At 67.2% G+C, this 23,432-nt stretch carries 27 protein-coding genes; 13 read left to right on the top strand and 14 right to left on the bottom strand.

Features of this window, described 5'->3' with window-relative positions; all coding sequences use genetic code 11:
• Positions 1-846 (bottom strand): carbon-nitrogen hydrolase family protein, encoded by an 846-nt coding sequence (locus HWX55_RS06680; RefSeq protein ID WP_175974901.1) that lies wholly within the window; start codon positions 844-846, stop codon positions 1-3.
• Positions 847-1,022: 176 nt separating this feature from the next.
• Between HWX55_RS06680 and HWX55_RS06675 the strand changes: the two genes are divergently transcribed.
• Complete coding sequence (locus tag HWX55_RS06675; protein ID WP_124554053.1) at positions 1,023-1,841, top strand: helix-turn-helix transcriptional regulator; 819 nt, start codon at positions 1,023-1,025, stop codon at positions 1,839-1,841.
• A 52-nt stretch (positions 1,842-1,893) separates the two neighbouring features.
• Here HWX55_RS06675 and HWX55_RS06670 read toward each other — a convergent pair whose 3' ends face one another.
• On the bottom strand, positions 1,894-2,940 hold the full coding sequence (locus HWX55_RS06670) for an AraC family transcriptional regulator (protein WP_175974899.1): 1,047 nt from the start codon (positions 2,938-2,940) through the stop codon (positions 1,894-1,896).
• Between the two features lie 58 nt (positions 2,941-2,998).
• Between HWX55_RS06670 and HWX55_RS06665 the strand changes: the two genes are divergently transcribed.
• Positions 2,999-4,054: an aldehyde reductase gene (locus HWX55_RS06665; RefSeq protein WP_175974897.1), complete on the top strand. Its 1,056-nt coding sequence runs from the start codon at positions 2,999-3,001 to the stop codon at positions 4,052-4,054.
• A 117-nt stretch (positions 4,055-4,171) separates the two neighbouring features.
• On the opposite strand, the gene HWX55_RS06660 is transcribed toward HWX55_RS06665, so the two are convergent.
• From HWX55_RS06660 to HWX55_RS06620, 9 genes are read right to left on the bottom strand one after another with little or no spacing between them, the layout of a single operon-like run.
• A complete protein-coding gene (locus tag HWX55_RS06660; protein ID WP_244140508.1) occupies positions 4,172-4,606 on the bottom strand; it encodes an HrpB1 family type III secretion system apparatus protein in 435 nt (144 codons plus the stop codon).
• Positions 4,607-4,636: 30 nt separating this feature from the next.
• A complete protein-coding gene (sctT, locus tag HWX55_RS06655; protein ID WP_089436243.1) occupies positions 4,637-5,443 on the bottom strand; it encodes a type III secretion system export apparatus subunit SctT in 807 nt (268 codons plus the stop codon).
• A 51-nt stretch (positions 5,444-5,494) separates the two neighbouring features.
• A complete protein-coding gene (locus tag HWX55_RS06650) occupies positions 5,495-5,980 on the bottom strand; it encodes a type III secretion system protein (protein ID WP_175974895.1) in 486 nt (161 codons plus the stop codon).
• 15 nt (positions 5,981-5,995) lie between these two features.
• Positions 5,996-7,387: a type III secretion system ATPase SctN gene (sctN, locus tag HWX55_RS06645; protein WP_175974894.1), complete on the bottom strand. Its 1,392-nt coding sequence runs from the start codon at positions 7,385-7,387 to the stop codon at positions 5,996-5,998.
• 51 nt (positions 7,388-7,438) lie between these two features.
• Positions 7,439-8,452 (bottom strand): type III secretion system stator protein SctL, encoded by a 1,014-nt coding sequence (sctL, locus tag HWX55_RS06640; protein WP_175974893.1) that lies wholly within the window; start codon positions 8,450-8,452, stop codon positions 7,439-7,441.
• Positions 8,446-9,240, bottom strand: a complete 795-nt coding sequence (locus HWX55_RS06635) for a type III secretion protein HrpB4 (RefSeq protein WP_244140507.1) — start codon at positions 9,238-9,240, stop codon at positions 8,446-8,448. Before HWX55_RS06635 ends, sctL begins: the two co-directional genes overlap by 7 nt.
• The gene (gene sctJ, locus HWX55_RS06630) at positions 9,237-10,031 is read right to left on the bottom strand and encodes a type III secretion inner membrane ring lipoprotein SctJ (RefSeq protein ID WP_175974892.1); all 795 of its coding nucleotides are present in this window, start codon (positions 10,029-10,031) and stop codon (positions 9,237-9,239) included. The genes HWX55_RS06635 and sctJ overlap by 4 nt, the downstream gene beginning before the upstream one ends.
• 1 nt (position 10,032) lies before the next feature.
• The gene (locus tag HWX55_RS06625; protein ID WP_124554048.1) at positions 10,033-10,431 is read right to left on the bottom strand and encodes a serine kinase; all 399 of its coding nucleotides are present in this window, start codon (positions 10,429-10,431) and stop codon (positions 10,033-10,035) included.
• Between the two features lie 28 nt (positions 10,432-10,459).
• Positions 10,460-11,029 (bottom strand): HrpB1 family type III secretion system apparatus protein, encoded by a 570-nt coding sequence (locus HWX55_RS06620; RefSeq protein ID WP_175974891.1) that lies wholly within the window; start codon positions 11,027-11,029, stop codon positions 10,460-10,462.
• Positions 11,030-11,406: 377 nt separating this feature from the next.
• On the opposite strand from HWX55_RS06620, the gene sctU reads away from it, so the two are divergent.
• Genes sctU through sctS form a run of 6 tightly spaced genes read left to right on the top strand, consistent with a single transcriptional unit; the run spans position 11,407 to position 17,457 of the window.
• Positions 11,407-12,465 carry a type III secretion system export apparatus subunit SctU gene (gene sctU / locus HWX55_RS06615; RefSeq protein ID WP_175975084.1) on the top strand — a complete coding sequence of 353 codons (1,059 nt, stop codon included), beginning with the start codon at positions 11,407-11,409 and terminating at the stop codon, positions 12,463-12,465.
• Between the two features lie 5 nt (positions 12,466-12,470).
• Entirely contained in the window at positions 12,471-14,447 is a 1,977-nt protein-coding gene (locus tag HWX55_RS06610) for an FHIPEP family type III secretion protein (protein ID WP_175974890.1), read from the top strand.
• 16 nt (positions 14,448-14,463) lie between these two features.
• Positions 14,464-15,408, top strand: a complete 945-nt coding sequence (sctP, locus tag HWX55_RS06605) for a type III secretion system protein SctP (RefSeq protein WP_175974889.1) — start codon at positions 14,464-14,466, stop codon at positions 15,406-15,408.
• Between the two features lie 7 nt (positions 15,409-15,415).
• Positions 15,416-16,540 (top strand): type III secretion system cytoplasmic ring protein SctQ, encoded by a 1,125-nt coding sequence (gene sctQ, locus HWX55_RS06600; protein WP_175974888.1) that lies wholly within the window; start codon positions 15,416-15,418, stop codon positions 16,538-16,540.
• A complete protein-coding gene (gene sctR / locus HWX55_RS06595) occupies positions 16,527-17,183 on the top strand; it encodes a type III secretion system export apparatus subunit SctR (protein ID WP_059582633.1) in 657 nt (218 codons plus the stop codon). Before sctQ ends, sctR begins: the two co-directional genes overlap by 14 nt.
• Before the next feature lie 10 nt (positions 17,184-17,193).
• Positions 17,194-17,457, top strand: a complete 264-nt coding sequence (gene sctS, locus HWX55_RS06590; protein WP_050011159.1) for a type III secretion system export apparatus subunit SctS — start codon at positions 17,194-17,196, stop codon at positions 17,455-17,457.
• Here the strand turns inward: sctS and HWX55_RS36035 are convergent.
• Complete coding sequence (locus HWX55_RS36035; protein WP_244140506.1) at positions 17,427-18,137, bottom strand: hypothetical protein; 711 nt, start codon at positions 18,135-18,137, stop codon at positions 17,427-17,429. The two genes, sctS and HWX55_RS36035, sit on opposite strands and share 31 nt — an antisense overlap.
• Here HWX55_RS36035 and HWX55_RS36030 point away from each other — a divergent pair.
• From HWX55_RS36030 to HWX55_RS06565, 5 genes are all read left to right on the top strand, one after another.
• Positions 18,132-18,644 (top strand): hypothetical protein, encoded by a 513-nt coding sequence (locus tag HWX55_RS36030; protein ID WP_244140505.1) that lies wholly within the window; start codon positions 18,132-18,134, stop codon positions 18,642-18,644. The genes HWX55_RS36035 and HWX55_RS36030 overlap by 6 nt on opposite strands.
• 113 nt (positions 18,645-18,757) lie before the next feature.
• Positions 18,758-19,795: an HrpD5 family protein gene (gene hrpD5, locus HWX55_RS06580; RefSeq protein ID WP_175974885.1), complete on the top strand. Its 1,038-nt coding sequence runs from the start codon at positions 18,758-18,760 to the stop codon at positions 19,793-19,795.
• A gap of 23 nt (positions 19,796-19,818) precedes the next feature.
• Positions 19,819-20,079: a hypothetical protein gene (locus HWX55_RS06575; protein WP_011660757.1), complete on the top strand. Its 261-nt coding sequence runs from the start codon at positions 19,819-19,821 to the stop codon at positions 20,077-20,079.
• A gap of 173 nt (positions 20,080-20,252) precedes the next feature.
• A complete protein-coding gene (locus HWX55_RS06570) occupies positions 20,253-20,462 on the top strand; it encodes a hypothetical protein (RefSeq protein ID WP_006765597.1) in 210 nt (69 codons plus the stop codon).
• A gap of 123 nt (positions 20,463-20,585) precedes the next feature.
• Positions 20,586-21,041: a molecular chaperone Tir gene (locus HWX55_RS06565; RefSeq protein ID WP_089489224.1), complete on the top strand. Its 456-nt coding sequence runs from the start codon at positions 20,586-20,588 to the stop codon at positions 21,039-21,041.
• A 144-nt stretch (positions 21,042-21,185) separates the two neighbouring features.
• Here HWX55_RS06565 and HWX55_RS06560 read toward each other — a convergent pair whose 3' ends face one another.
• On the bottom strand, positions 21,186-22,622 hold the full coding sequence (locus HWX55_RS06560) for a secretin N-terminal domain-containing protein (RefSeq protein ID WP_175974883.1): 1,437 nt from the start codon (positions 22,620-22,622) through the stop codon (positions 21,186-21,188).
• The gene (locus HWX55_RS06555) at positions 22,619-23,389 is read right to left on the bottom strand and encodes a response regulator transcription factor (RefSeq protein ID WP_175974881.1); all 771 of its coding nucleotides are present in this window, start codon (positions 23,387-23,389) and stop codon (positions 22,619-22,621) included. The genes HWX55_RS06560 and HWX55_RS06555 overlap by 4 nt, the downstream gene beginning before the upstream one ends.
• Positions 23,390-23,432: the final 43 nt, after the last annotated feature.

The raw sequence follows: 23,432 nt of genomic DNA, 5'->3' as shown, positions 1-23,432 counted from the left end.
CTACTCGGTGCGGCGACGGCCCGCGTCGATCGTGAGCACGCGACTCCCGTCAACCTGTTCGACAGGCGACAGACCGAGCGCCACGCGTGCGTCGTGCAGATAGCTGTAATGCTCGCGACTTGCTTCGAGGCGCGTCGGATCGAGGCTCGCCGGTGCGACGGCTTCGTCCCGGCCGAGTTCGATCGTGCTCTCGCCAAACGGATCGACCAGCGTGGACAGGCCGGCGAACGTCAGATCGTCGTCGCCGGTCCCGCAACGATTCACCATCACCGCGAACATCTGGTTCTCCATCGCACGTGCCGCGATCGCGCGGCGATGGACAGGCCCGAACGGGTCCATGTTGCCGTTGGTGACGATCAGCAGATCGGCGTCGAGCGCGGCGACCGCGCGGGCCGTCTCGGGGAATTCGATGTCGTAGCAGATCAGCAGGCCGACCGTCAGGCCGTTCCAGACGCAGGTCGCGAAGCGGTCGCCCGGCGTGAATACGCCGACATCCGACGCCCACAGATGGGTCTTGCGATAGCGCAGGACGATGTCGCCTCGCTCGTCGACGAGTACCGTCGTGTTGTAGAACCGTTCGACGTCGCGCTCCGCGAGGCCCACCGCGACGGCAACGCCCTTGCGACGTGCCGCGTCGCGTACCGCCAGCAGCCGCGGGCCGTCGAGCGTCTCGGCGACGTCGGCGACGTTCTCCCGCGTCGGAAAACCCGACAGCGTCGTTTCGGGGAACACGATCAGTTTCGTGCCGCCGGCCACGTCGGCGCGCTCGATCGTGTCGATCACCTTGCGCGTGTTGTGCACGACGTCTCCGTCGACGAGCGACAGTTGCGCGAGTTCTACCTGCATGAAGCCCTCTCCTTCCAATTGCCTTTCAGTGGCATGTCGTATGCGTTGCGCGTGCCATGCGACGCGCGTCGAGCGAAGCAGCGAACGGCCTGCCGCCCGTCGAATCGAGGCCGATTATCGGGTTATTATTTTTGACCTGAAATTCCCCGCCAGGGTTACCCTCACCGGAGCACACGATGGACCTCGAATGGCGAGATCTCGCTTTTCATCGGGAGATTGGCTCGGCCATCGACGCCCTCGACGGCCCGCATTTCTGGGCGCGTCTCACGCGCGTACTCGAGCGGCATCTCGATTTCGACAACTGGGTCGCGCTGCGCTTCGCGCGCGACGCGGCGCCGCTCGTGCTCGCCGAACAGGCGATGCCGGACGGCAAGATCGACCTGATGTTCCAGGACTATCTGGCCGCGCTCTACCAGCTCGATCCGTTCTATCTCGCCGCGTTCGAAACGCAGGCGTCGGGCTTCTACACACTCGCCGACGTCGCGCCGGACAACTTCCGGATGACCGAGTATTACCAGCGGTACTTCAAGAAGAACATCGTCGGCGACGAAGTGCATTTCAACGTCGTGATCGATCGCGATCACACGCTCGGTTTCTCGCTCGGCAAGACGAGCAAATACGACGAGCGCGAGATCGCATTGCTTACGCTTTACACGCCCTGGGTGCTGTCGTTGATGCAGCAGCGCCTGCGCTTCGAAACGTTCGTCGTGAACGAAACGCCGCGCGCAAGGCAACCAGAAGCGCCCGATCCGCACACGCGCTTCGGCATGCTGACCGGAAAGAGCGGGCGCGGTGCATTGACGACGCGCGAAACCGAAGTGGCGATGCTGTCGTTGAGCGGCTTCTCCACGCGGGCGATCGGGGAGAAACTGTCGATCTCGTTCGAGACCGTGCGCGCACACAAGAAGCACATCTATGCAAAGCTCGGCGTCGGGTCGCAGTCGGAACTCTTTGCGCTGTTCTACGATCCCGCGGGGGCGGGTGAATCTGCGTGATTGTTGAAACTGTCGGCGCGTCCGTATGCGAGCGCCGAGCCGCTCGCGCATTTCACCGAGGTTCCGATGGAAGCGACTGCAGCGTCGCACCGCTAGCCTCGACGTCCGCGCGAACGCCGACGCGCTTACTGCCTACGCCTTCAGAAGCAGTCCGTACGATATGGCGATATGCGATTGGCGAATACCCGGACATGCGCTTGAACGCATGACTGAATGCGCTTTCCGACGAGTAACCGAGCGACTGCGCAAGCAGCGCGACCGGAATGTTTTCGTCGCGCAAGCGGCGCTCCGCAACACGCATGCGCCACTCGCCGAGATAGGCCAACGGCGCGACCCCGGCGCTCGCCCTGAAGTGAGAAGCGAACGTGGTGCGTGACATCGCACATGCGGCGGCAAGCTCATCCAGATGCCACGAACGTGCGGGATCGCCGTGCATCAGTCGCAATGCGGGAGCGATGCGCGGATTGCCGAACGCGCGCAGCCATCCCGTCAAGGACGCGGACGTTTTCAGATGGGCGCGCAGTATCTGAATGAAGAGCAACTGGGAAAGCTGGGCCGATACGAGCTGCGCGCCAGGCAGATCGGCCGCACGCTCTTCCACGAGTTGCTCGAGAAGCCAGCGGACCTTCACTGCCTGCGGCGAGACGGCCGGCACGTGAATCCATGGCGGCAGAACGTCCGACAGCAAGCTGCCGGTGACCGGATCGAGCAGTACGTGCCCGCCGATCTGCGCGAAGTCGCGGCCGTCGCCCAGTTTCACCGCCGACTTTCCGGCGCCCGAGAACAACGCCATCGCGTCGACGGGCGGAACGCAAGGTTCGCTTGCGAGGACGAACGACCGTTTTGCCGCCAGTAATCCGACGTCACCGCTTTCAAAGCGGATCGGCGTTTCTGCTCCGTCGATAGCAACCCAGCACGTGCCCTTCACCACCGCAAAGAACTTGATCTTGTCGGGTGCCGGAAATCGAACGGCCCAGGCGCCGCCGGCGGAGAAGCCTCCCGTCGCCAGCGATTCGGCGCTCGTGAGTCTCAGGATGTCGGAGAAGGGGTCGTTACTCATGATCGTACTGTCGCGCAAGTAAATCGCACTATAGAGCATTAACAAGCCGCGGGCCGGGTCTTAACCTTCCGGTTCTTCGTCCCGGACACTCAACGACATGACCAGCAATACCCACGACGTATCGGTTCTCGTAACCGGCGGCACCGGCTTCATTGCGCAACACTGCATCCTGGCGCTGCTCGATCGCGGCTATCAGGTACGGACCACGGTTCGCTCGCTCGCACGCGAGACGCAGGTGCGCGCGCAGCTCGAAAGAGGCGGCGCAGAACCCGGAGACCGTCTGTCATTCGTCGCGGCGGATCTCCTTTCCGACGACGGCTGGCAACAGGCAACCGCCGGCTGCACCTACGTCGTGCATGGCGCGTCGCCCACGCCGACCGGCACGCAGACGAGCGAAAACGATTGGGTCAAGCCCGCCGTGGCAGGCACGCTGCGCGTGCTGCGTGCGGCGCGGGATGCCGGTGTCAAGCGCGTCGTACTGACCTCCGCTTTCGGTGCGATCTGCGCCGGACACGGGCCAATGAGCCGCCCCTTCGACGAGACCGACTGGAGCAATCTGACGGCCGCCGATGTCTGGCCTTATCAGAAGTCGAAGACATTGTCGGAACGCGCGGCGTGGGATTTCATCGCGCGAGAAGGACGCGGCATGCAACTGTCCGCGATCAATCCGGTGACGGTTCTCGGGCCCGTGCTCGGCGACGACTATTCGCATTCCATCCGCCTGATCCGGGGCATGCTGGACGGCCAGCCCGGCAATCCGCGCATCAATTCCGGCTTCGTCGACGTGCGCGATGTCGCCGACCTGCATGTGCGAGCGATGACCCACGAAGCCGCGAACGGCGAGCGCTTCATTGCCATTGCAGGCGAAAGCATGTGGCTCGCCGAAGTCGCGCAGGTGCTCAAGGCACGCATGGGGGATGCCGCGCGCCATGTGTCCACCCGGGTGCTGCCCGACTGGCTGGTGCGCATCGGCGCGCTCAGGGATCCGGCGCTGCGAGGATCGCTGCCGTTGCTCGGCCGCAATCTGAACGCCACCAGTCAGAAAGCCATCAGCTTGCTCGGCTGGTCGCCGCGCCCGCGCGAGGACGCCATTGTCGCCACGGCCGAAAGCCTCGTGCGCCTCGGGCTGCTGCGCGATGCCGGCCGGCGATAGCACGCGCATCGCCTGCCTGCCGGTTGCACGGCGAAGCAGGCCGTGATTAGTTCGCCCGGCCCGTCGCGCCGGGCGCGGCATCAGCGTATCGACGCGCGTTTCAGGCCTCAGTGGGACCTATCCGCGCCCGATCGCGGGCGCTGCAAGCAGCGCCTGGGCGGTGCGCGTCGCCATCGGGTCGTCGGATTGGTACGCCGCTGCGTACGCATAGGTACGCCACGATGCATCGCCGAGCGCGTAAAGACATACAGCCGCGAGCGCCATGCCGCGCGACGACAGCGCGCCATCGCGCTCCACCCGGCGCAATTCGCTCAGCGCCTCGCCCCACGCGCGTGCCCGCACATGCCACCAGGCCAGCACCTCGCGCATTTCGCCGTTCCCGGGACGCAGCACCGCCATCGCGTCGAGCAGGTCCTGAACGTCCGAAAACGTATCCAGCGCCGCACCGGCCCACAGCACGTCCATCATCCCCGTAACGATCGCGTTGTCGCTCAACGTCTCGATCATGTCCTTCTCCCGGCTTTTTCCGTCAATCGCCATCGGCGAACGCATACTTGCGCTCGCTCGCGCATTCGGCGCGTTTCACTTGCCGCCCGCGAGCGCCCTCGCCTCGGCCGCGATGCCCACGAGCGACAGCTGATCACGTACCTGATCGATGAAAATCGCCGCCATCAGGGCGAGCATCAGGATCGTGAGCGCGCCTTTCACGGGCTGCGCCAGAGACGGCAGATCGAGCTTTTGCGAGACCTTCCCGGTAAAACCGAAGCCGATATCGATCAGCAGCAGCATCAGCATCATCGGCGTGGCCAGCTTCGCCACCGTTTCCATCAGCGAGTCGGTCTTCAGCAGCACGAACGATTCGAGTACCGATCCCCCGGCCGGCGTGAGGTTCGCCAGCGGCCACCAGGTATACGATTCGTAGATCGCGCCGAGCAGAAACGTCATGCCGCCCAGGCACCAGAACGCCGCGATCGCGAACTGGCTCAGCAGCGTGGAAGTCAGCGACGTCTGCTGCCCCTGGCTCGGGTTCTGCATCTGCAGTTGATTGAAACCGGTCAGATCGTCGACGTACGTGCCGACGCTTTCGGCGGCCCAGAACACCGTCGACGCCGCGAAGCCAAGGCCGACGCCGATCAGCGCCTCCTTCAACCCGATGCCCACGAGCATCGTCGCATCCCCCTGCTCGAGCAGGCCGCGTTGCCCGTATGCGATGAAGCTGCCCCACAGCAGCGCCAGCGCGGTGCGCACGCGGCCTTGCACGACGTTGTCGGACGTCGGCGGAAAAATCATCATCAGGACCATCAATCGTTCGCTGCAAAGGCCGAGCACGATCAGAAACCTGACCAGTTGATGGCTCGATTCGATCGATGCGAAGGTAATCTCGCTCATTTCAGTCGCCTGTCGTTCAATGGATACCGGCTGGCGAGCGCGCTCGCCGCCTCAAAACGCCGGGCTGGGCCGGCGGCTCTCCGATGTTTCCTCGTCCTGCGCGTCCTCGATCGCGAGCTCGATCGCCTTGACGAGCGTGTCGCGCCGCTTCTCGTAGATGTCGATGCGGGCACGGTTGCGCAGGATCTCCGTGCGCAGCGCACCGATCTGCGCCTCCTTCGCCGCCAGCGCCTGCCCGGCCTGCGCCGCCCGGGCCTCGAGCATCGCGTGCTGCTCGGCCGCGTGCGCGCGGAATTCGCGCAGCTTCAGATACGCGTCCGCCCGGAAGGAAACGCTGCCCAGCATCGCGTCGATCTTGCCGTCGTGCGCGGCCAGCCCGGCCGCATGCGCGCGCACCGCCGCGCGGCTTTCCTCCAACGCGTCGATGAGCGCCTGCAGCTCGCCGCGCAAGCCGCCGAGCGCCGCATTGAGCTTGCGATCGAGCTGGCGGCGGCGCGAGAGCACGCGCTCGAACGCGGCAACGCGGCGGTCTTTCATCGCTTGCCTCCGGCATCAGGACTGCACGATCTCGCCGAGGGCCGCGAGCGTGTCGTTCGGGTCGACGAGCAGATCGGTCGGCTGGCCGAGGAAATCCCGAATCGCGTCGATCTTCGCGATGGCTTCGTCGGCAAGCGCATCGGTGCCGCTCTGATACTCGCCCACCTGCAGCAGCAATTCGACCTCCTTGTGCTTGGCCATCAGCCGCCGCACGTGTCCCGCCGCCGCCACGTGCTCGCGCGGCACCACCTGCGTCATCACGCGCGACAGACTGCCGAGCACGTCGATCGCCGGATAGCGGTTCTGGGCCGCAATCTCGCGCGAAAGAATCATGTGGCCGTCGAGAATGCCCCGTACTTCCTCGGCGATCGGGTCGCCGCCCGATTCGTCCTCGGCCAGCACGGTATAAAGGGCGGTGATCGAACCATGCTCGGAGCGGCCCGCGCGCTCCAGCAGCCGCGGCAGCTCCGCGAAGATCGACGGCGGAAAGCCGCGCCGCGTCGGCGGCTCGCCCATCGCCAGGCCGATTTCGCGCTGCGCGCGCGCAAAGCGCGTCAGCGAATCCATCATCAGCAGCACACGCATGCCGCGGTCGCGGAAGTATTCGGCCACCGCCGTTGCCGCATAAGCGGCCTTCGCGCGCTCGATCGACGAGCGGTCCGATGTCGCGCAGACGACGACCGAGCGGGCCATTCCCTCGGGCCCGAGAATGTGCTCGCAGAATTCGCGCACTTCGCGACCGCGCTCCCCGATCAACGCGATCACGTTGACGTCGCAGCGCGCCCCGCGCGCGAACATGCCCATCAACGTACTCTTGCCGACGCCGGCCGGCGCGAAGATGCCCATGCGCTGGCCCTCGGCCAGCGTCATCATGCCGTCGACGACGCGCACGCCCGTCGGCATCGGGGTATCGACGACGGGCCGCGACATCGGATCGGGCGGATCGGCGATGACGGGCTGCCACTCGTCGCATTCGAGCGGCCCCTTGCCGTCGATCGGCTCGCCCAGGCTGTCGATCACGCGGCCGAGCAGGCGGGGGCCGATGCGCAGCGAAAGCGGACGCCGGAGTCCCACCACGCGTGTCGCCCGCGACACGCTGCCGAGCCGGCCGAACGGCGAGAGCAGCGCGACGTCGCGCGAGAAGCCGACCACCTCGGCACGCTGCAGCAACGCGCCTTCGGGCGAGCGCAGCTCGCATAGCTCGCCGAGCGTCGCGTCGAGTCCCGATACGCGTACGAGCGTGCCGATCACTTCCTGGACCTTGCCGCATGCCGCGGGTTGTGGGCGGGCGCGCAGTTCGCGCTCCATCGCATCCATCAGCGCCGAGAAGCCGCGTACGTCCCGTGGCTGCGCGATGCGCACCCCGCTCGCTTCGTCGGTTTCGAAACCGTCCGCGCTGTCGATCATGGCGCTCCCTTCGTTGTCATGTCTTCTTCCACGTACCGCGCGAAGGCGCGTTCAGATGGACATCGCGTCGGCGTCGGCATACGCGGCATCGGCCCAGCCCTCGTCGCGCAGGTCGCCCGCCGTTTGCAGGGCCGCGACATCGTCTTGCCAACCTTCTTCGTCGCCGATGTTGCCGATGTCGCTGATGTCGCCATCGCCACCGTCGTCCGCGCGCGCATCCGGGTCCGCCAGGCCCTCGCCGGCTCCGACGGCGTACTCGCCGATCGGCACCTCGTCGTTGCCCGCGAAACCGGTCTGCACGTCGACGGCTTGCGCGTCATCCCCGGGCCGCGCATACGGCGTGTCGCGCGATGGGTCCTCCACCACGCTCCGCACCGCACGCGCCAGGGCATCGCGCATCGCCGCCAAGTGCAACGACAAGCTCGCGTCGATCGCGCCCAGGTCGGTTTCGGCGACGCATGCGCCGGGCGCAAGCGTCGCGTCGGCCGCCACGCACAGCCGCACGGAGCGCCCGGCCTCGCGCCACGCCGCAGCCGCTTCGTCGAAGGCCGCGCTCGCCGCGGCCAGATCCGACGGATGAACACGCAGATGAACGGGGCTGCCGTCGGCAACGATCCGCTCGACCGTCGCGGCCGCGCGGGCAAACAGCGCTTTGGACTCCACCGACGCGACGATCTGCTCGACCGCCAGCGTCACCAGCCCGGCCAGCCGGTCATGCTGCCCGGGCGCGAGCCGGCAGGCTTCGGCATGCGCGGCCGCCGCGCGTTCGTGCCAATCGGTCAGCCCCCGCCGCAAACCGTCGTCGTAGCCGCGCTCGGCCGCTTGCGCGAACTCGCGCATGGCGCGCTCGACGAGTTCGTCCGCGCGAGCGCGGGCTTCGTCGAGCAGCATGCGGGCCTCGGCGCGCGCCGCGTCCAGCGCCTCGTCGCACTGCCGGCGCATCTCCGCGTACGCCGCATCGATCTCGACGATCGCCGCCACGCGTTCGTGGCGCAGGACGTCGCCTTCGACGCCCACGCCGAGATCCGTGCCTTCGGCCTGCGGATTGCGTAACCAGATCACCATGGTCCCTCCGGAAACAAGTCGGGCAGTTGCGAGACGATCGAAAGGCTCGGGCTCGAGCCTTCCGAAGACGGTAGCGACGGCGGCAACGAAGGGAACGGCAACGCCCCCTCGTCGTCGCGCGCCGGCATGGCCAACCGCATGATCGCGAGCGGGCCGCCCGGCGCCCATCGGCAGTCGCGCGCGAACAGCCGAAAGCCGAGCCACGCGAGGTCATCGCCATCGGCCGCGTCGAGCGGCACTTGCATGACCGCTGCCGCGTGGTGCGCGCGCGCGGCAAGCGAGTGCGCATCGCCGGCAAGCTCGCGCCCGCGCGCGAAGAGCAGATTGACGCCGCGCGCCCCGATCCAGCCCGTCAACTTCTCGCGACGCGGCCGGTCGATCCACGCGCGCAACGGCTCCGCCTGCTCCACGAGCGCGCGCAAGCGGAATACGGTCAGACAATCGTGCGCCGGCAGTAACGCAAGCGCCGTCTCCGGCGCGTTGAACGCGGCAAGCGGCGGCACCGGCATGCCCCATTCGTCGAGCAGCGCATCGGCAAGCGCCTCGGCCTGCGCGGGGTTGCATGCGCCGATTCGGTCCGCACCGGGCACGCGTGCAAGCCACGTCGGATGCATCCAGTCGAACAGCGTACGCCGGCGCCGATGGTAGGCGGCCAGTCTCGCCGCCACGGCCGCCGGCGTCTCGCCGTGCGGGGCGGCAACGCCGTCGGCGGCTGCGTCGTATGCGCTCACCATGGGCTCACCCATGCTTACGATGCCGGCCACGCGATCGTTCGGATCGACGGTCATGCCGGCGCTTTCGCCGCACGCCCCGCCCGGCGCGCGAGCAGGCCCGCAAGTCCGCCGCCGCCCTTGAGCAGGTTGCCGCGCAACAGCGCGAAGCCGCCGGCGATCGTCAACAGCAGCACGCCGAGCGCGCCGCCCGCATAGACGACCCAGCCGTCCTGGCGGTGCGGGTGGGCAGGCGGATCGAGCGCATCGGCCGGCACGCTGGTCACGCTGACCTGATCGTAGGTCAGCCCCTCTATGCTGTGCACGACCAGGTTCTTGATCGCCGGCGTCATCCGCTCGAGATTCGCGTCGGGCCGATACTTGATGAAGACCGATGCGGACGACGGCTTGACCGACTGTGCGAGCGGGTCGTTGTTCGGCAGTACGATCTGCACGCGCGCCACGACCACGCCGTCGATCTTCGACAGCGTGTCGTCGAGTTCCTGCGACAAACCGTAAATGAAGCGCACGCGCTCCTCGGTCGGCGTGGACACGAGCCCGTCCTTCTTGAACAGCGAGCCGAGGTCGTCGAATTTCTTGCGCGGCAGGCCGCGTGCGCGCAGCACTTCCACCGCATGCACGATCTGCTTTTCGTCGACGCTGACCGACCAGGTCTTGCCGCCATCGGGCGTGCTCTTTTGCGCGTCGACGCCGGACATCAGCAGCGCGGCCGCCATTTCGTTGCAGTCGCTTTCGGTCAATTGCCCGTAGAGCTCCTGCTTGCAAGCCGCAAGCGACAGCACGAGCGCCGCCACCGCGGCGAGCCGCCATGCGGAGGGCAGCCTCGAAGGTACGAAGTTCGGTTTCATGCTATTGGTTCTTCATGAGCGTCTGCACGGCGTCCTTGGACGACTGCACGGTCGCCATCTTCACCTGCAGATCGGCGTTCAGGCTGGCGATCTCGAGCTGGATGGTCATGTCGGCGGCGGCAAGGCGCTCCATCGACAGCGCGCTCATGTGCTGAGTCATATAGAGCACGTCGTTCGGCACTTGCCGGTAATAGTCCGCCTGCTCCTCGACTGCTTTCGTCACGAGGTCCGCGCGCTCGGTCGGGTGGACGGCTGCCGCATGCTGCGGCGCCGAAGCCATCATCGCCTGGAATTTGTCGACGAGCGGCTGCGATACCGCGTCCGCATTCGGCGCCGCGGGCGTCGTGCCGGTGACGCGGGCCAGTTCGTACTGGAGTTGCGATGCAGTCGTGATGCTCATTTCGTTTCTCCTGGTAGGGGCAACAGGCTCAGACACGCATGTACTGCATCCTCAGCAGCATGTCGCTGGATGAGGACGACGGCGTCGCGACCGCTTCGCCGTCTTCGGCATGCGCTCCGTTCTCGAACGCGAGCGCGGAATCCGGCGCAACGAAGCGGCCCGTGCGCTTCGCGGTCGCGACCGCCTGCTTCAGCTCCTCGCTCGCAAGCAGAACCTTCGCGAGCCGTTCAACCTCTTCGTTGCCGCCTTCCTCCAGCAGGTGTCGGGCCTCCTCCTGCCAACCGAACTCCTGGCGGGCCTTCAGGCACTGCAGCAACATTCCCTTGCTGGCCGGCAGACAGACCGAGCGCTCGACCAGATCTCGAAAGAGCCGTTCGGCCTCGTTCCATTCCTCGCGCACCATATGCAGCCAGCCGTCGAAAAACGCGAATTCGGCGGAATCCGGGCGCAGCAGATGCAGCACGTCGACGAGGTGCTCGAGATCGTCGATGTCGACTTGCGCCGGCGTGCCTGCGCGGGCCAATGCCACCCTGACCAGGTCGACGATCGCGCCGACGACTCCCGATGGGCACTGCGGCCGATCCTTCAGAACGTCCATCCTTTCCCCCAACGAAATCAGATTCGATCCGATGGGCCGCACCCGATGAGGCGTGGCCTTCCGTTGACGCTAAGTTACGCAACACGATCGGCGCGCCACGTGCCGCGCACGAAGTCGCACAACGAATTGCGAAGCGCCGCGTGCGACGGGCGGCGGTCCGTGCCGCTTTCGCGGACGTCTTCGCACGTGCCCGCCGCCGCGCGGGTTGCCTTGCTCACGTGGCCCTGCGCCCGGGCGACGCGCCGTCGCGCCGCCTCGCTTCGCAGCCCCTGCCCTTGCTTCGCATCGCCGTCGCGCCGGATAGCGCGGCGCCGCTAACGTTGCATCGGGGCGCCCCATCCCGGGTGCGCGCCTGCGACAAGCGAAGGACAGCGGTCATGAGCGACGAGAAAACCGAAGAGCCCACAGACAAGAAGCTGGACAAAGTCCGCGAGGAAGGCCAGGTCGCGAAGAGCTCCGACCTCGTCGAAGTCGCGTCGCTCGGCTCGATCGTGCTCGTGCTGACGGCGGGCCAGCACTATCTGGCCGATACGCTGCGCGCGATCGTCAAGGAGGCGGTCGATTTCACCCACGGCGAGCGCGAGTTGCAGGACCTCTGGCCCATCCTCGTTCATATCGGCCTGCAGGCGCTCGGTCTGCTGTGCGGGATCGCGGCCGTTGCGCTCGTCGCCGCCATCATCGCGCTCGCCCCCCAGACGGGACTCAAGATTTCGCTGAAAGCCGTGATGCCGAAGCTTGCGTCGGTCAGCCCCGGGTCCGGCTTTCAGCGCATCTTCTCGATGAACTCGGCGATCGACCTCGCGAAGATGGTCGGCAAGGCCGCGATTCTCGTCGCCGTCATGTGGCAGACGATCAAAAGCGCGATGCCCGTGGTGGCGAGCGCGCTCGATCAGTCGCTACCGCAGTTGATCGACGTGCTGTGGTCCGTGCTCATGCATGTGGTCGTGGTCGCGCTCGGCGTGTTCGTCGTCATCGGCGCGTTCGACTACAAGCTGCAGAAGTGGCTCTTCATCCGCAAGAACCGGATGTCGAAAGACGAGGTGAAGCGCGAGCACAAGGAGAGCGAAGGCAACCCCGAACTCAAGGGCGAGCGCAAGCGCATGGCCCGCGAGATGTCGCAGGAAGGCCCGAAAGGCGGCGTCGCGCGCGCGAACGTCGTCGTGGTCAACCCGGTTCACTACGCGGTCGCGCTGCGCTACGACCCGGCGGAGTTTCCACTGCCCGTCGTCCTCGCCAAGGGCCTCGACGAGCAGGCGCTGCGGCTGCGCCAGCAGGCGATGCACGCGCGCGTGCCCATCGTCGCGAACCCGCCCGTCGCGCGCATGCTGCACAAGGTGCCGCTCAATCAGCCGATTCCCGAGGAACTGTTCGAAGTCGTCGCCGCGATTCTTCGCTGGGTGGACGGCCTCGCGCCTCAAACCGCCACCACGGAGTAGTGGACATGTTCAAGACCATGAAACTGCCCGGCATCGGCGAGGCCGGCATCGCCGTCCTGCTGATCGCGATCGTCTCGCTGATGATCCTGCCGCTGCCCCCCGCCATCATCGACGGGCTGCTCGCGATCAACATCATGATCAGCATCACGCTGCTTATGGTGACGATGTATGTGGGCCATATCGCCACGCTGTCGGCGTTCCCGTCCGTGCTGCTCTTCACGACGCTGTTCCGGCTTTCGCTGAACATCGCGTCGACGAAGTCGATCCTGCTGCATGCCGATGCCGGCGAAATCATCGAAAGCTTCGGCCAGCTCGTCGTGGGCGGCAATCTCGTCGTCGGCCTCGTCGTGTTCGTCATCATCTCCGTCGTGCAGTTCATCGTGATCGCCAAGGGCTCGGAGCGCGTCGCCGAAGTGGGAGCCCGCTTCACGCTCGATGCGCTGCCCGGCAAACAGATGAGCATCGACGCCGACCTGCGCGCAAACATCCTGACGCCGGACGAAGCCCGCAGGAAACGCGCGAGGCTCGCCATCGAAAGCCAATTGCATGGCGGCATGGACGGCGCGATGAAGTTCGTGAAAGGCGATGCGATCGCCGGCCTCATGATCACGATGATCAACATCGTCGCGGGCATCGCCGTGGGCGTCGCCTATCACGGCATGTCGGCCGGCGACGCGGCCAACCGCTTCTCGGTCCTCTCGATCGGCGACGCCATGGTCTCGCAGATTCCGTCGCTGCTGATCTCGGTGGCCGCGGGCGTCATGATCACGCGCGTGGACGAAGGCGGCGACCATGGAAATTCCTCCCTCGGCGAAGACATCAGGCGCCAGTTCACGAGCAGCTCGCGCGCGCTGTACTTCGCCGCGCTGCTGCTGCTCGGCTTCGCCGCCGTGCCCGGTTTCCCGGCGGCGCTCTTCGCGTTGCTCGCCGGGCTGCTCGGCTTCGTCGGCTACCGTCTGCAGAAGAAGCAGGATGGCCCGGCCAAAGGCGCCGGCAAGCCCGTAGGCGCACTGCAGCGCGCCGGCGCCAAGGGCGACGCGCCGTCGATCCTGCCGCGCCCGCCGCAGTTCACCTGCCCGCTCGGCGTGCGCCTCGCCGCCGACGTCAGCGCGCGTCTCGCGGCCGATGCGCTCGACCGCGCGTTCGACGCCCAGCGTCACGCGCTGCAATCGGCAGTCGGCCTGCCGTTCCCCGGCATCATGATGTGGACCGACGGCACGCTGCCCGAAGACAGTTACGAAGTGCTCATCTTCGACGTGCCGCAAGGGCGCACCACGCTCGCCGAAACGCGCGCGGTACACGCGGCGGCCGACGGCGGCGCCACCGAAGCGCCTGCCGCCGCGGCGACCCCGGAAGCATTGATTGCACGCCACACGATCGACCTGCTGCGGCGCAATGCGCATCTCTTTCTCGGCATCCAGGAAGCACAGTGGATGCTCGATCAGCTCAACGAGGACTACCCGGGCCTCGTCGCGGAAGTACAAAAGGCACTGCCGCTGCAGAAAATGGCGGACGTGCTGCGCCGGCTGCTGGAGGAGGACGTGCCCGTGCGCAATATCCGCAGCATCACCGAAAGCCTGATCGTCTGGGGACCGAAGGAGAAGGACATGCTGATGTTGACCGAATACATCCGCATGGAGCTCGGCCGGCTCATCGCCTATCGCGCGACGGGTGGCGTGCGGGATTTGCCCGTCGTACTCGTCGACGTTCAGGTCGAGCAGCACATCCGGCAGTCGATCAAACAGACGCCCACGGGCAACTTCCTCGCGCTGCCGCCCGACGAAATCGCCCAGCTCGTCGGCAAGATCGCCGACATCGTCGGCGATACGCCGCGGCAGCCGCTGGCGCTCGTCGCGTCGATGGACATCCGGCGCTACATCAAGCGGATGATCGAGGCGCGGCTGCCGTGGCTGCCCGTGTATTCGTACCAGGAGCTCGGCGCGCACGTCGATCTCCAGCCCGTCGGCCGCCTGGCGATGTGATCGAGCGAGCCGCGCCATGCACACCTGCCCCCCTCATCGCGCCCGCGTCATCGCAGCGCCGGCCACGCACACCGACCCCGCACCCGAGATGCCGGCCGCGCAATTGAGCCGCCAGGCCGCGCTTTTTCAGCGCCTGCGCGAAGGCGCGCGCGCCGGCGCATCGGAAACGCCCGGCGACGAGCCGCCATGCGCCGCACCGGCCGAGCCTCCATTCGGCGAGCAAGCCGAACCGCTCTACCCGGTCCCCGGGTTCGTCGCGGAGGACCATCGCGACGATGCCGGCAGCGGCGAGCGCGACGACGACGCACAGGCCGGCTCCGGCGACGAACGCGATGACGCTGCCGCGCACGCTCGATCGGCAGCGCCGGTGCCGACTCCGGTGCGTGCGACGATTCATCCGCCCATGCATTCGACGATGCACCTGCCGGTGCAGTCGGCCATGCATGCGCCCATGCATGTACCGGCATATTCGACGATGCCCACGCCGACGCCGATGCCGGCGCGCGGCGCGGCGCCGCTTTCACCGCAGAGGTCGCCCAACGCCCGGCCATCGACGGCTGCGCCGGACACGCCGCGCGTTCAAGCCACGCGCGAGCCGCAGCACTCCGAAGCAGGCGGCCCGCACGCCGTGGTCGCCGTACGGGCACCGGCGCGCACGGGCCAGGACATGAACCGGTTCGTCGATTCGATCGTCGCCGAGGTGTCGGACTTCTGCGCCAATCCGATCGTGTTCGCAAGCGGCGACTGGCAGATCACGATTCCCATCGATCCGGCGCTGCTGCCAGGTTGCACGTTGAACCTCGTGCTTTCGCATTTCCAATTGACGCTTCGCTTCGACACCACGGACGCACGGTCGCGCGAACTAATCTCTCAGCATGCGGCGACGTTACGCACCAGCCTCGAGGAAGTGATGCAAAACCGCTTCGACGGCGCGCGCAGCGTCGAGATCATCGTCACGTAAAACGAATATGGACACCACACGAACGCTACTGACAGACCACGTTGCGGCGGGCGCCCAGGCGCCGGCGGCGGCCGTGTTGCTCGATCCCGCGCGGCTGCCCGCGCTTGCGGCCGCCACCGCGCGCCAGCATCGGCTCGCCGTCGACGAGCGCCTGAGCGCACTGCTCGCTCACGCGCTCGGCGTCTCGGCCTTCAGCGTCGGTGCGCACGATGTCGTGGAGCCGGAGCGCGCCGCCGTCGTGCGCTTGCGCTGGGGCATGGAGACGGCCGCGGTGCGCATCGACGTCGGACAGCACACGGGGCTCGCGAGCGTCGTCGCGTCGGACGAGCCCGTCAACGCGCGCTTGCGCCATGCCGTGTGCGCGATCCTGCTCGATCCGCTGCGGCGCGCGCTGCAAACGCTCGGCTTCGACGGCGTGGAAGTCGTCTCGCTCGAACCTGCCGCGCGTCAGCCGTTGAGCGCGCCTTGCTGCGCGCTCTCGCTGCGCGTGGGCGATACCCGCTTCGATGCGGTTGTCGAGCACGTCGACAGCGGCTGGCTCGACGCGCTCGAAACGCTCGTGGCCCGGCAATGCACGCCGTTCGCCACCCACGTCAGCGAGATCGCCGTACCGGGCCGGCTGCAGATCGGCGAGAAAACGATGAACGTGACGACGCTCGATTCGCTGCGCGCGGGCGACGTCATCTTGCGTGCCGTACCCGAAGCCACCCGCGCGCTCTTCGCGAGCGAGCGCTCGTCCGCCCCGATGCACGTCGTCTGGGGCCGCTACGGGACGCGGCAACTGCGCGCCGTGGCAGACGTCACCCACCACCTGATGACCTTGAACGAGGACCCCACCATGAGCCATGAGACGCAGTTCAACGCGCCGCTTACCGATTCGATCGACACGCCCGTCGAAATCAGCCAGCTGGACCTGCCGCTGAAGCTCGAGATCGACACGGTTTCGATGCCGGTCGCCCAGCTCTCGGCGCTGCGCGCGGGCTACGTGCTCGAGCTTCCGACCGCGCTGCCCGATGCGCGCGTGCGGCTCGTCACCTACGGGCAGACGATCGGCTTCGGCGAGCTCGTGAGCGTCGGCGATCATCTCGGCGTACGTCTCGTTCAGCTGTCGCGCAGCCATGGTTCAGTTTAGCGATCTCACCGGGCTGCTGATCACCGTCGTCGCGATCAGCCTGATCCCGTTCGTGGCGATGGTCGCGACCTCGTACGCGAAGATCGTGGTCGTGCTCGGGCTGTTGCGCAACGCGCTCGGCGTGCAGCAGGTACCGCCGAACATGGTGCTCAACGGCATCGCGGTCCTCGTCTCCGCATACGTGATGGCGCCGATCGGCATGCAGGCCATGCAAACCATGCAGACGATGCACCGCACCCCCGGCAGCGACACGTCGCTCGTCGTGCTCGATGCCTTCGATGCGGCAAAGGAGCCGTTTCGCGCCTTTCTGAAGAAGCACGCGCACGAGCGCGAAAAGCGGTTCTTCGTGCGCTCGGCAGCCGTGGTCTGGCCGAAGGACATGGCGGCGAAGATCCGCGAGGACGACCTCATCGTGCTCGCCCCGGCCTTCACGCTGACCGAGATGGCCGACGCCTTCAAGATCGGCTTTCTGCTGTACATCGCATTCATCGTCGTCGATCTCGTCATCGCCAACGTGCTGATGGCGATGGGCCTGAACCAGGTCCAGCCGACGAACGTCGCGATTCCGTTCAAGCTGCTCTTGTTCGTCGTCATGAGCGGCTGGTCCACATTGATTCACGGTCTCGTCATGACCTATCGCTGAGGCGCGCACCATGGAAACCGATACGCTCGTTCGCATCACCTCGCAGGGCCTGCTGCTCTGCCTATCCGTCTCGATGCCGGTGGTGGTCGTCGCCGCGCTGTCCGGCCTCGCGATTTCGTTCGTGCAGGCCATCACGTCGATGCAGGACCAAAGCATCTCGTACGCGGTGAAGCTGGTGGCCGTCGTGGCCACCGTGCTGATGATCGGCGCCTGGGGCGCCGCCGCGATCCTGCGCTTCGCCAATCAGATCGTCACGCTCGCGGTGCCGTCGTGAATTCGCCGATCCGCAACAACCACGGCCACCACGCCGCCGATCTCGCGCAGCAGGCGCAGGCCGGCGCCGAGCACACGGGGCAGATGACCCAGGCGCGCGGCTTCACGGGCGTGAAGGTGCAGCACACGAAGATGCAGCGCGCGCGCCTGCAGCACAACAAGATGCTCGCCGCCGCTTTCTACCGCGGCAAGCGTTTTGCCGAAGGCATGCACAAGCCGCCGCCCCCTTCCGCGCAAAAGCTGATGCGCCAGCTCGGCCAACGGCCGCGGCCAGGGGGCTCGGCGAAGGCGCAGGGCAAAGAGGCATCGGCTCACGAACGGCCGGACGACCCGCACGCGCTCGAGCCCAGGCACGAGCACGAGCACGAACACCCGCACGAGCGCGAACGCAAGCACGAGCAGGGTCAGCAGCAAAAGCACGGACAGCAGCAAAAGCGCGAGCGCGATCAGCAACACGGCGACGGGCAACAGCATCGCAACGGCCATGGGCACGATCGCGGCTCGAATCAGCAGGGCGAAGAACAGGGGCAGCCGCAGCAGCGTGGGCCGCGCGACGGGCAGCCTCGGCGCGACGGCCGTCAGTCCGGCGAAGGCCGCGACACACCGCGCAAGTTCGCGATCGGCAAGGCGGGCCGGGCCAAGGCCGCCGCACGCAGCCAGCCGCTCGCGGCGACGATGCAACTGCTCGCGACGCAAAAGCTCGGTGCACCGGACTTGCCGGCCGAACTCGCGGCGGCGTGCGCGAAGGAGGTGCTGCGGCTTGCCGCGCAGGTGGAGCTGGGGCCCTTGCTGGCGGTGCCGATGCTGCTCGCCATGCGCTCGCCGATGGCGCTCCGGCGCAATGCTGCCCGGCTTCACGCGCACCGCCATGCGGCGCTGATGCAAAGCGCCACGACCCCGGGCAAGGCCGCCGCGGTGGCCGGGCTTCTCGGCGTATCGCTCGACAACACGCTCGCGCGCCAGCGCGCGGGCGTCGAATACTCGTACGACGATCAATCGATCGCGGCAGTGAAGCAACGCATTCTCGACACGCAAGCCGCACTGTCGGCCGGCGCCGCCGTCACGGGCGGCGCGATCGGCGGTCAAACCGGCGCCGTGCGGCAAGGGGCGGCCAAGGCAACGACCGGCGCTTCGGATAAGACGTTCGAAGTTCGCATGGCGCCGGCCGCGCCAACGGCAAAACCCTAAACTGATTTTGACGGTCAAGGCCCGGCGGCCGATGCGCGAAGCAGCGACACGCCGGAGCGGCGACCCGCAAGAGCAACCGCATGACCCACGTCGGATACACGGATACCACGATCATGAAAGCGCTTCGAGTACTGACCGGCACCCACGCCGGAGCCCAGGTCCGGCTCACGAGCGGCACCTACCGGATCGGCGCCGCCGAGCACGCGGATGTCTGCATCAGCGACTGGACGGTCGAGGACATCGAGCTTTGCGTGGGCGAGGACGGTGTGGCGCGGATCCGCTCGGCGAACGGCGACGAGGTGCTCGTGGCGGACTTCGTGGCCGTGCCGTTCGGCGATGTCGTGTTTTGCGTGGGCCCCGATGACGAAGCCTGGCCGCGCGATCTCGATCTGCTGGCGGGCCTGTGGAAGACGGCCGAGCCGCCTGCCGACACCGCGACGGCAGCTGACGCGGATAGCGGCGCGCCGGATCGGGACCCGGCCCATGCGGACGAACCCGGCGCCGGCCACGCGGCGACCGCGTCGCCCAAGGTGCGCTGGCGCACGGCCGTGCTGGCGCTCGCCTGCACCGCTGCGATCGGCGGCATCGCCGTGGCCGGCGTGATGTTCGCGGGCACGCAGTCGAGCGAAGCGGCGAGCGTGAGGTTCGATGCCGACGCGATCGCACGGCAGTTGCAGGAGGCCTTGCACCGCGAAGGCCTCGGCGATCTGCAGGCAATGGCCCGCAAGGACAGTGTGGCGGTGCGCGGCATCGTGACGAGCACCGACGAAAGCGCGAAGGCGCAGCGGATCATGGACAGTCTCGCGCGCGGCAAGGTGCGGCGCGAATACGACGTCGCGCAGCAAGACGTGGACAACATCCAGCAGTCGCTCGCCGGCACGGGCGCGGCAGTGAGTTACCAAGGCCACGGCATCTTCCGCGTGAGCGGCAGCGTGCAGTCGATGACGACCTTCCGCACGCTGATAGCAGGTATCAGGGCCGACCTTGGCGACAACGTCAAGCGCGTCGACGTCGACGTCAAGGAGGCGCAGGCGCTCACGCCCGATGTCGAGTACACGTCGGTGATCGCCACGGGCGGGCTGCGCTACATCGAGACGCCCGACGGCACGAAGCATCTGTTCGCGAGCAGCAGGGACGAAGCAAACAATTGACCTCGACCACCAAAGGAACCGACATGTACGACGCATTGCTTCCCATCGCGCAGGATCTGAACGCGCTCGATGCCACGCTCTCGGCGCCCGACGGCGCGCAGCGGGTCGCGCGCATCGCGGCGGCCTTCGACGAAACCGCGCGCCGAATCAGTACGGCCACGCAGTCCGCGGCCGACGAGCGCGAGCGGCTCGATCTGCAAAAGCTCTATCGCGGGATGATCGCGGCGCGCCGCATCGTGCTCACGCTGCAGGAGCGCCACAGCGCCCGTGGCGCGGCGCTTTGACGGCATCCGCGGCGATACGGAAGACGGTTGGACAGTTTGCAGTTGCAGCATCCGGCTGCGCGTCAGCCGGTCCGGACCGGCGGCCACCACGGCCACGGGCCTTTTACCGAAGCATCAGGCGTCAACCCACAGCAGTGCTTTTTTCATCACTTTCTTGATAAGGGGAATACATCATGTCTTCATCGATCGGTAGCTCGGGCGTCTCGCAAGCCGGTTCGCAAAACGCCGACATGGTCGGCCAGATGCAGGCCATGGCCAACCAGAACAACGCCATGACAATGGCCGCCATGCAGATCAACATGCAGCAGCAGGAAACGTCGGCGCTCGCCTCCGTCGGCAACAACGGCGCGAAGAACATCGCCGACGCCGCGAAGGGCCAGTAAGCCACTCGCGTTGCCGCGGTCCGTTCGCGCGAGGGGCACGAAGGCGGAAAGCCCGGCTTTCCGGCTCCGTGCCCCCGCTTTTTTGCAACCGGGCCGCCCTATTTTCGCCGGAGATTGCCGCCCATGAGCAGGGAACGTTTCGTCGAGTTGATTCACGAGGTTTGCGCGGTGGTCGGGCTGCCCGACGCCGAGTATGTCGTCGACACGCAAACGCTCGAGATCGAAGGGTTCGACGTCCATCTCGACCACCACGAGGCCGACCCCGATTCGGTCTATGTCAGCTTTCATTACGGCGCCGTCACGCCCGGCCGGTCGCTCGTCGTTTTCCGGCTCATGCTCGAGGCCAACCTGCTCGTCTACGCGCAGGACCAGGCGCAACTGTGCCTCGAATCCGATACGGGCAACGTCGTGCTGCTCGTCCATCTGCCGATGGGCCCGACGATCACCGGCGATTATCTCGCCGATCTCTTCTCGCACTACGCCGAACACGGCCGCTACTGGCAAAACAACATCCTCGAATCGCCCGACGAAATGTTCGAGGGCATCGCGTCGGGCAATTTCATGTGGCTGCGGGCGTGAGCCCGGCGAGCGCGGGCGCACCGCAGGCAAGGGGCGCATCCGCGCGCGCATCGCTGCCCGGCCAGCCATCGCATTCGTTCGTACACGGCACGTCGCTTCACGCTCACGCGATCGCGGACGCTCGGCGGATCGGCCGATCTGCGGCTATGCCGCCACGCGCGGTATCAGCAAGACGAGGCGGCGACGCGTGCCGCCCTCTCCCGCGCTGCCGGAACCGGGATCGTCCGCGCGACGCTCGACATCGCCCCTGTGCCGCGCCGGCCCCTCGATGACGAGGCACTCGCCCGGCGCCAGGCTTTCGTCGACGGCCCGATAGCGGCGCGCATCGCGGCGGCGCCCCAGTTCCACGCGCAAGCCGATACGCGGCATCGACGCGGCGCCTTCGACCGTCGGGGCAATCGAGAGCCACAGATCGCGGGCGCCGTCATCGGGCAGGTCATCGTCATCGCGGCGTGCGAGACGTGCCTCGTGGCGGTCGATGACGGCCGGCGAGCGGTCGTGCGTGAGCGCCGTTTGCGACACCTCGATGTCGGCGCGGCCGCTGCTGGCCAATGCCTTGAGCTGCGCGAGCAGCGCGCGGCCGCCGTCGGGCGCGATACCTGCATCGCGGTGCGCGCGCGCGTCCGCCGTCGCCTGCTCCGCGCCTGCCCCGTCGGCCCCATCGGCCATGGCCGGCGGCAGCGCGGGCCGCAACGCGTCGAGCGCGTCGCCATCGACATCCACCACCCACGTCTGGACCGATACGAGCTGCGCACGCACGTCCAGGCTGGCGACGAGCGCGCCGTCGGCGTCGATACGCTCGGCCCGATCGCGTATCAGGATGGAATTCGTGGTCGCATCCGCTTCGATCGCCGGCAACGCCGCATCGAACTCGACGATCCGCGGCGCATCGGCAACGGCAGTCCCGCTCGCCACGGTCGGGCGCTCGAAACGGCGCCGCAAGAGCGTGGCCACACCGGGCACGACAAGCGTGCGGCCATCGACCACGCGCGTTTCATCGGCGGCATTCGCGGCACTCAGGCGAAACACCCGCACGGACAAACGCACGCGCTCCCGCGCGTCGCGCTCGAAGCGCTCGGCCGCGGCACGAATACGCTCCACGTAGGTCGCCGGCCCGCGCACGTTCACCGTTTGCGCGACGGCATCCACCGCCAACGGGAAGTGCGTATCGGCAAGACCTGCCTGCTCGAGCGACGCACGCAGCGCATTCGCCAAAAGGAAGTGAGGCCGGATGGCGATATGCACCTGCTCGTTCGCGGGCGACACATGCAGGACCGCACCGTCGTAGTACCAGACGAATCCGTACGAACGGCTCATGATGTCGAGAAAGCGCTGCGGCGGCATCGCGAAACGGCCGCTCACGACGCCCTCCACTTGACCGTCGATGCGCAGCGCAACGTGCTGCCCCGCCGCGAAGGCATTCAGGACCTCCGCCAGGCCCGCGCCGTTCGTCACGTAGACGAAGCGGGCGCCGGGGCCACCGGCCCACGCCATGCTCGCCGCCTGCGCATGCAGGGTGGCCGCGCAGACGAAGGCAGCGACGGCGCCGCGCGCGAGCGCTCGCATGCGTGCCGCGCTCATGCGGCGCCTTCCGGCGACGCAGCGGCGCCCGACGCACCGGCGCCCGACTGATCCGTATCCGGCTTGAGGGTCAGGCGGTAACCGGTCGCATAGACCGATTGCACGGTCCAGCCGACGCCGGCCGCCTTCAGGCTCGCACGCAGGCGGCTCACGTACATGTCGACGGAGCGGCTTTGCACGGCCGCATCCCAGCCCCACACCACGCTCATCAGATCCTGCCTCAGCACGACGGCGCCCGTGTGCCGGGCGAGATGCCAGAGAATGTCGAACTCCTTGGTGCCGAGCTTGTGCGCCACGCCCGCCACCACGAGCGAGCGCGCCTGCTGATCGAGCGCGCATTCGCCGTCGACGAACATCTTGCGGCCCTGCACGTTCATCGGCGCGAAGCGCCGCAGCAGCGCGCGCATGCGCGCGAGCAGCACCTGCCTGTCGTAGGGCTTCACGAGATAGTCGTCGGCGCCCGCATCGAGTATGCGCACGATGTCGGACTCCGCCGAGTGCACGGTCTGAAAAATCACGGGCATGATCGATTGCGAGCGGCTGCGGATCTTCTGCAGCAGCTTGTCGCCGGAAACGCCCGGCAGATCCCAGTCGAGAATCGCGAGATCGGCCCACTGCTCCGACAGAAATTGCTGCGCGTCGAGCCCGCTGTGAAAAGCGTCGATGTGGTAGCCCTCGCTCTTGAGCCAGGAATGAATGAGCGCGTGGTGCGCGACGTCGTCCTCGACGAACAGAATGCGTACGGGTTTGCCTGCAAGCGATTTCATGTGAACCCTTGGTTCTGACGGCCGCGCGGGAGCCGGCGCCCAC

Source organism: Burkholderia sp. BCC1047 (assembly GCF_902833155.1).
GTDB classification, from domain to species: Bacteria; Pseudomonadota; Gammaproteobacteria; order Burkholderiales; family Burkholderiaceae; genus Burkholderia; species Burkholderia sola.
Note: the sequence above shows the minus strand (reverse complement) of the source record. Positions and strands in the feature narration are given on the sequence as shown.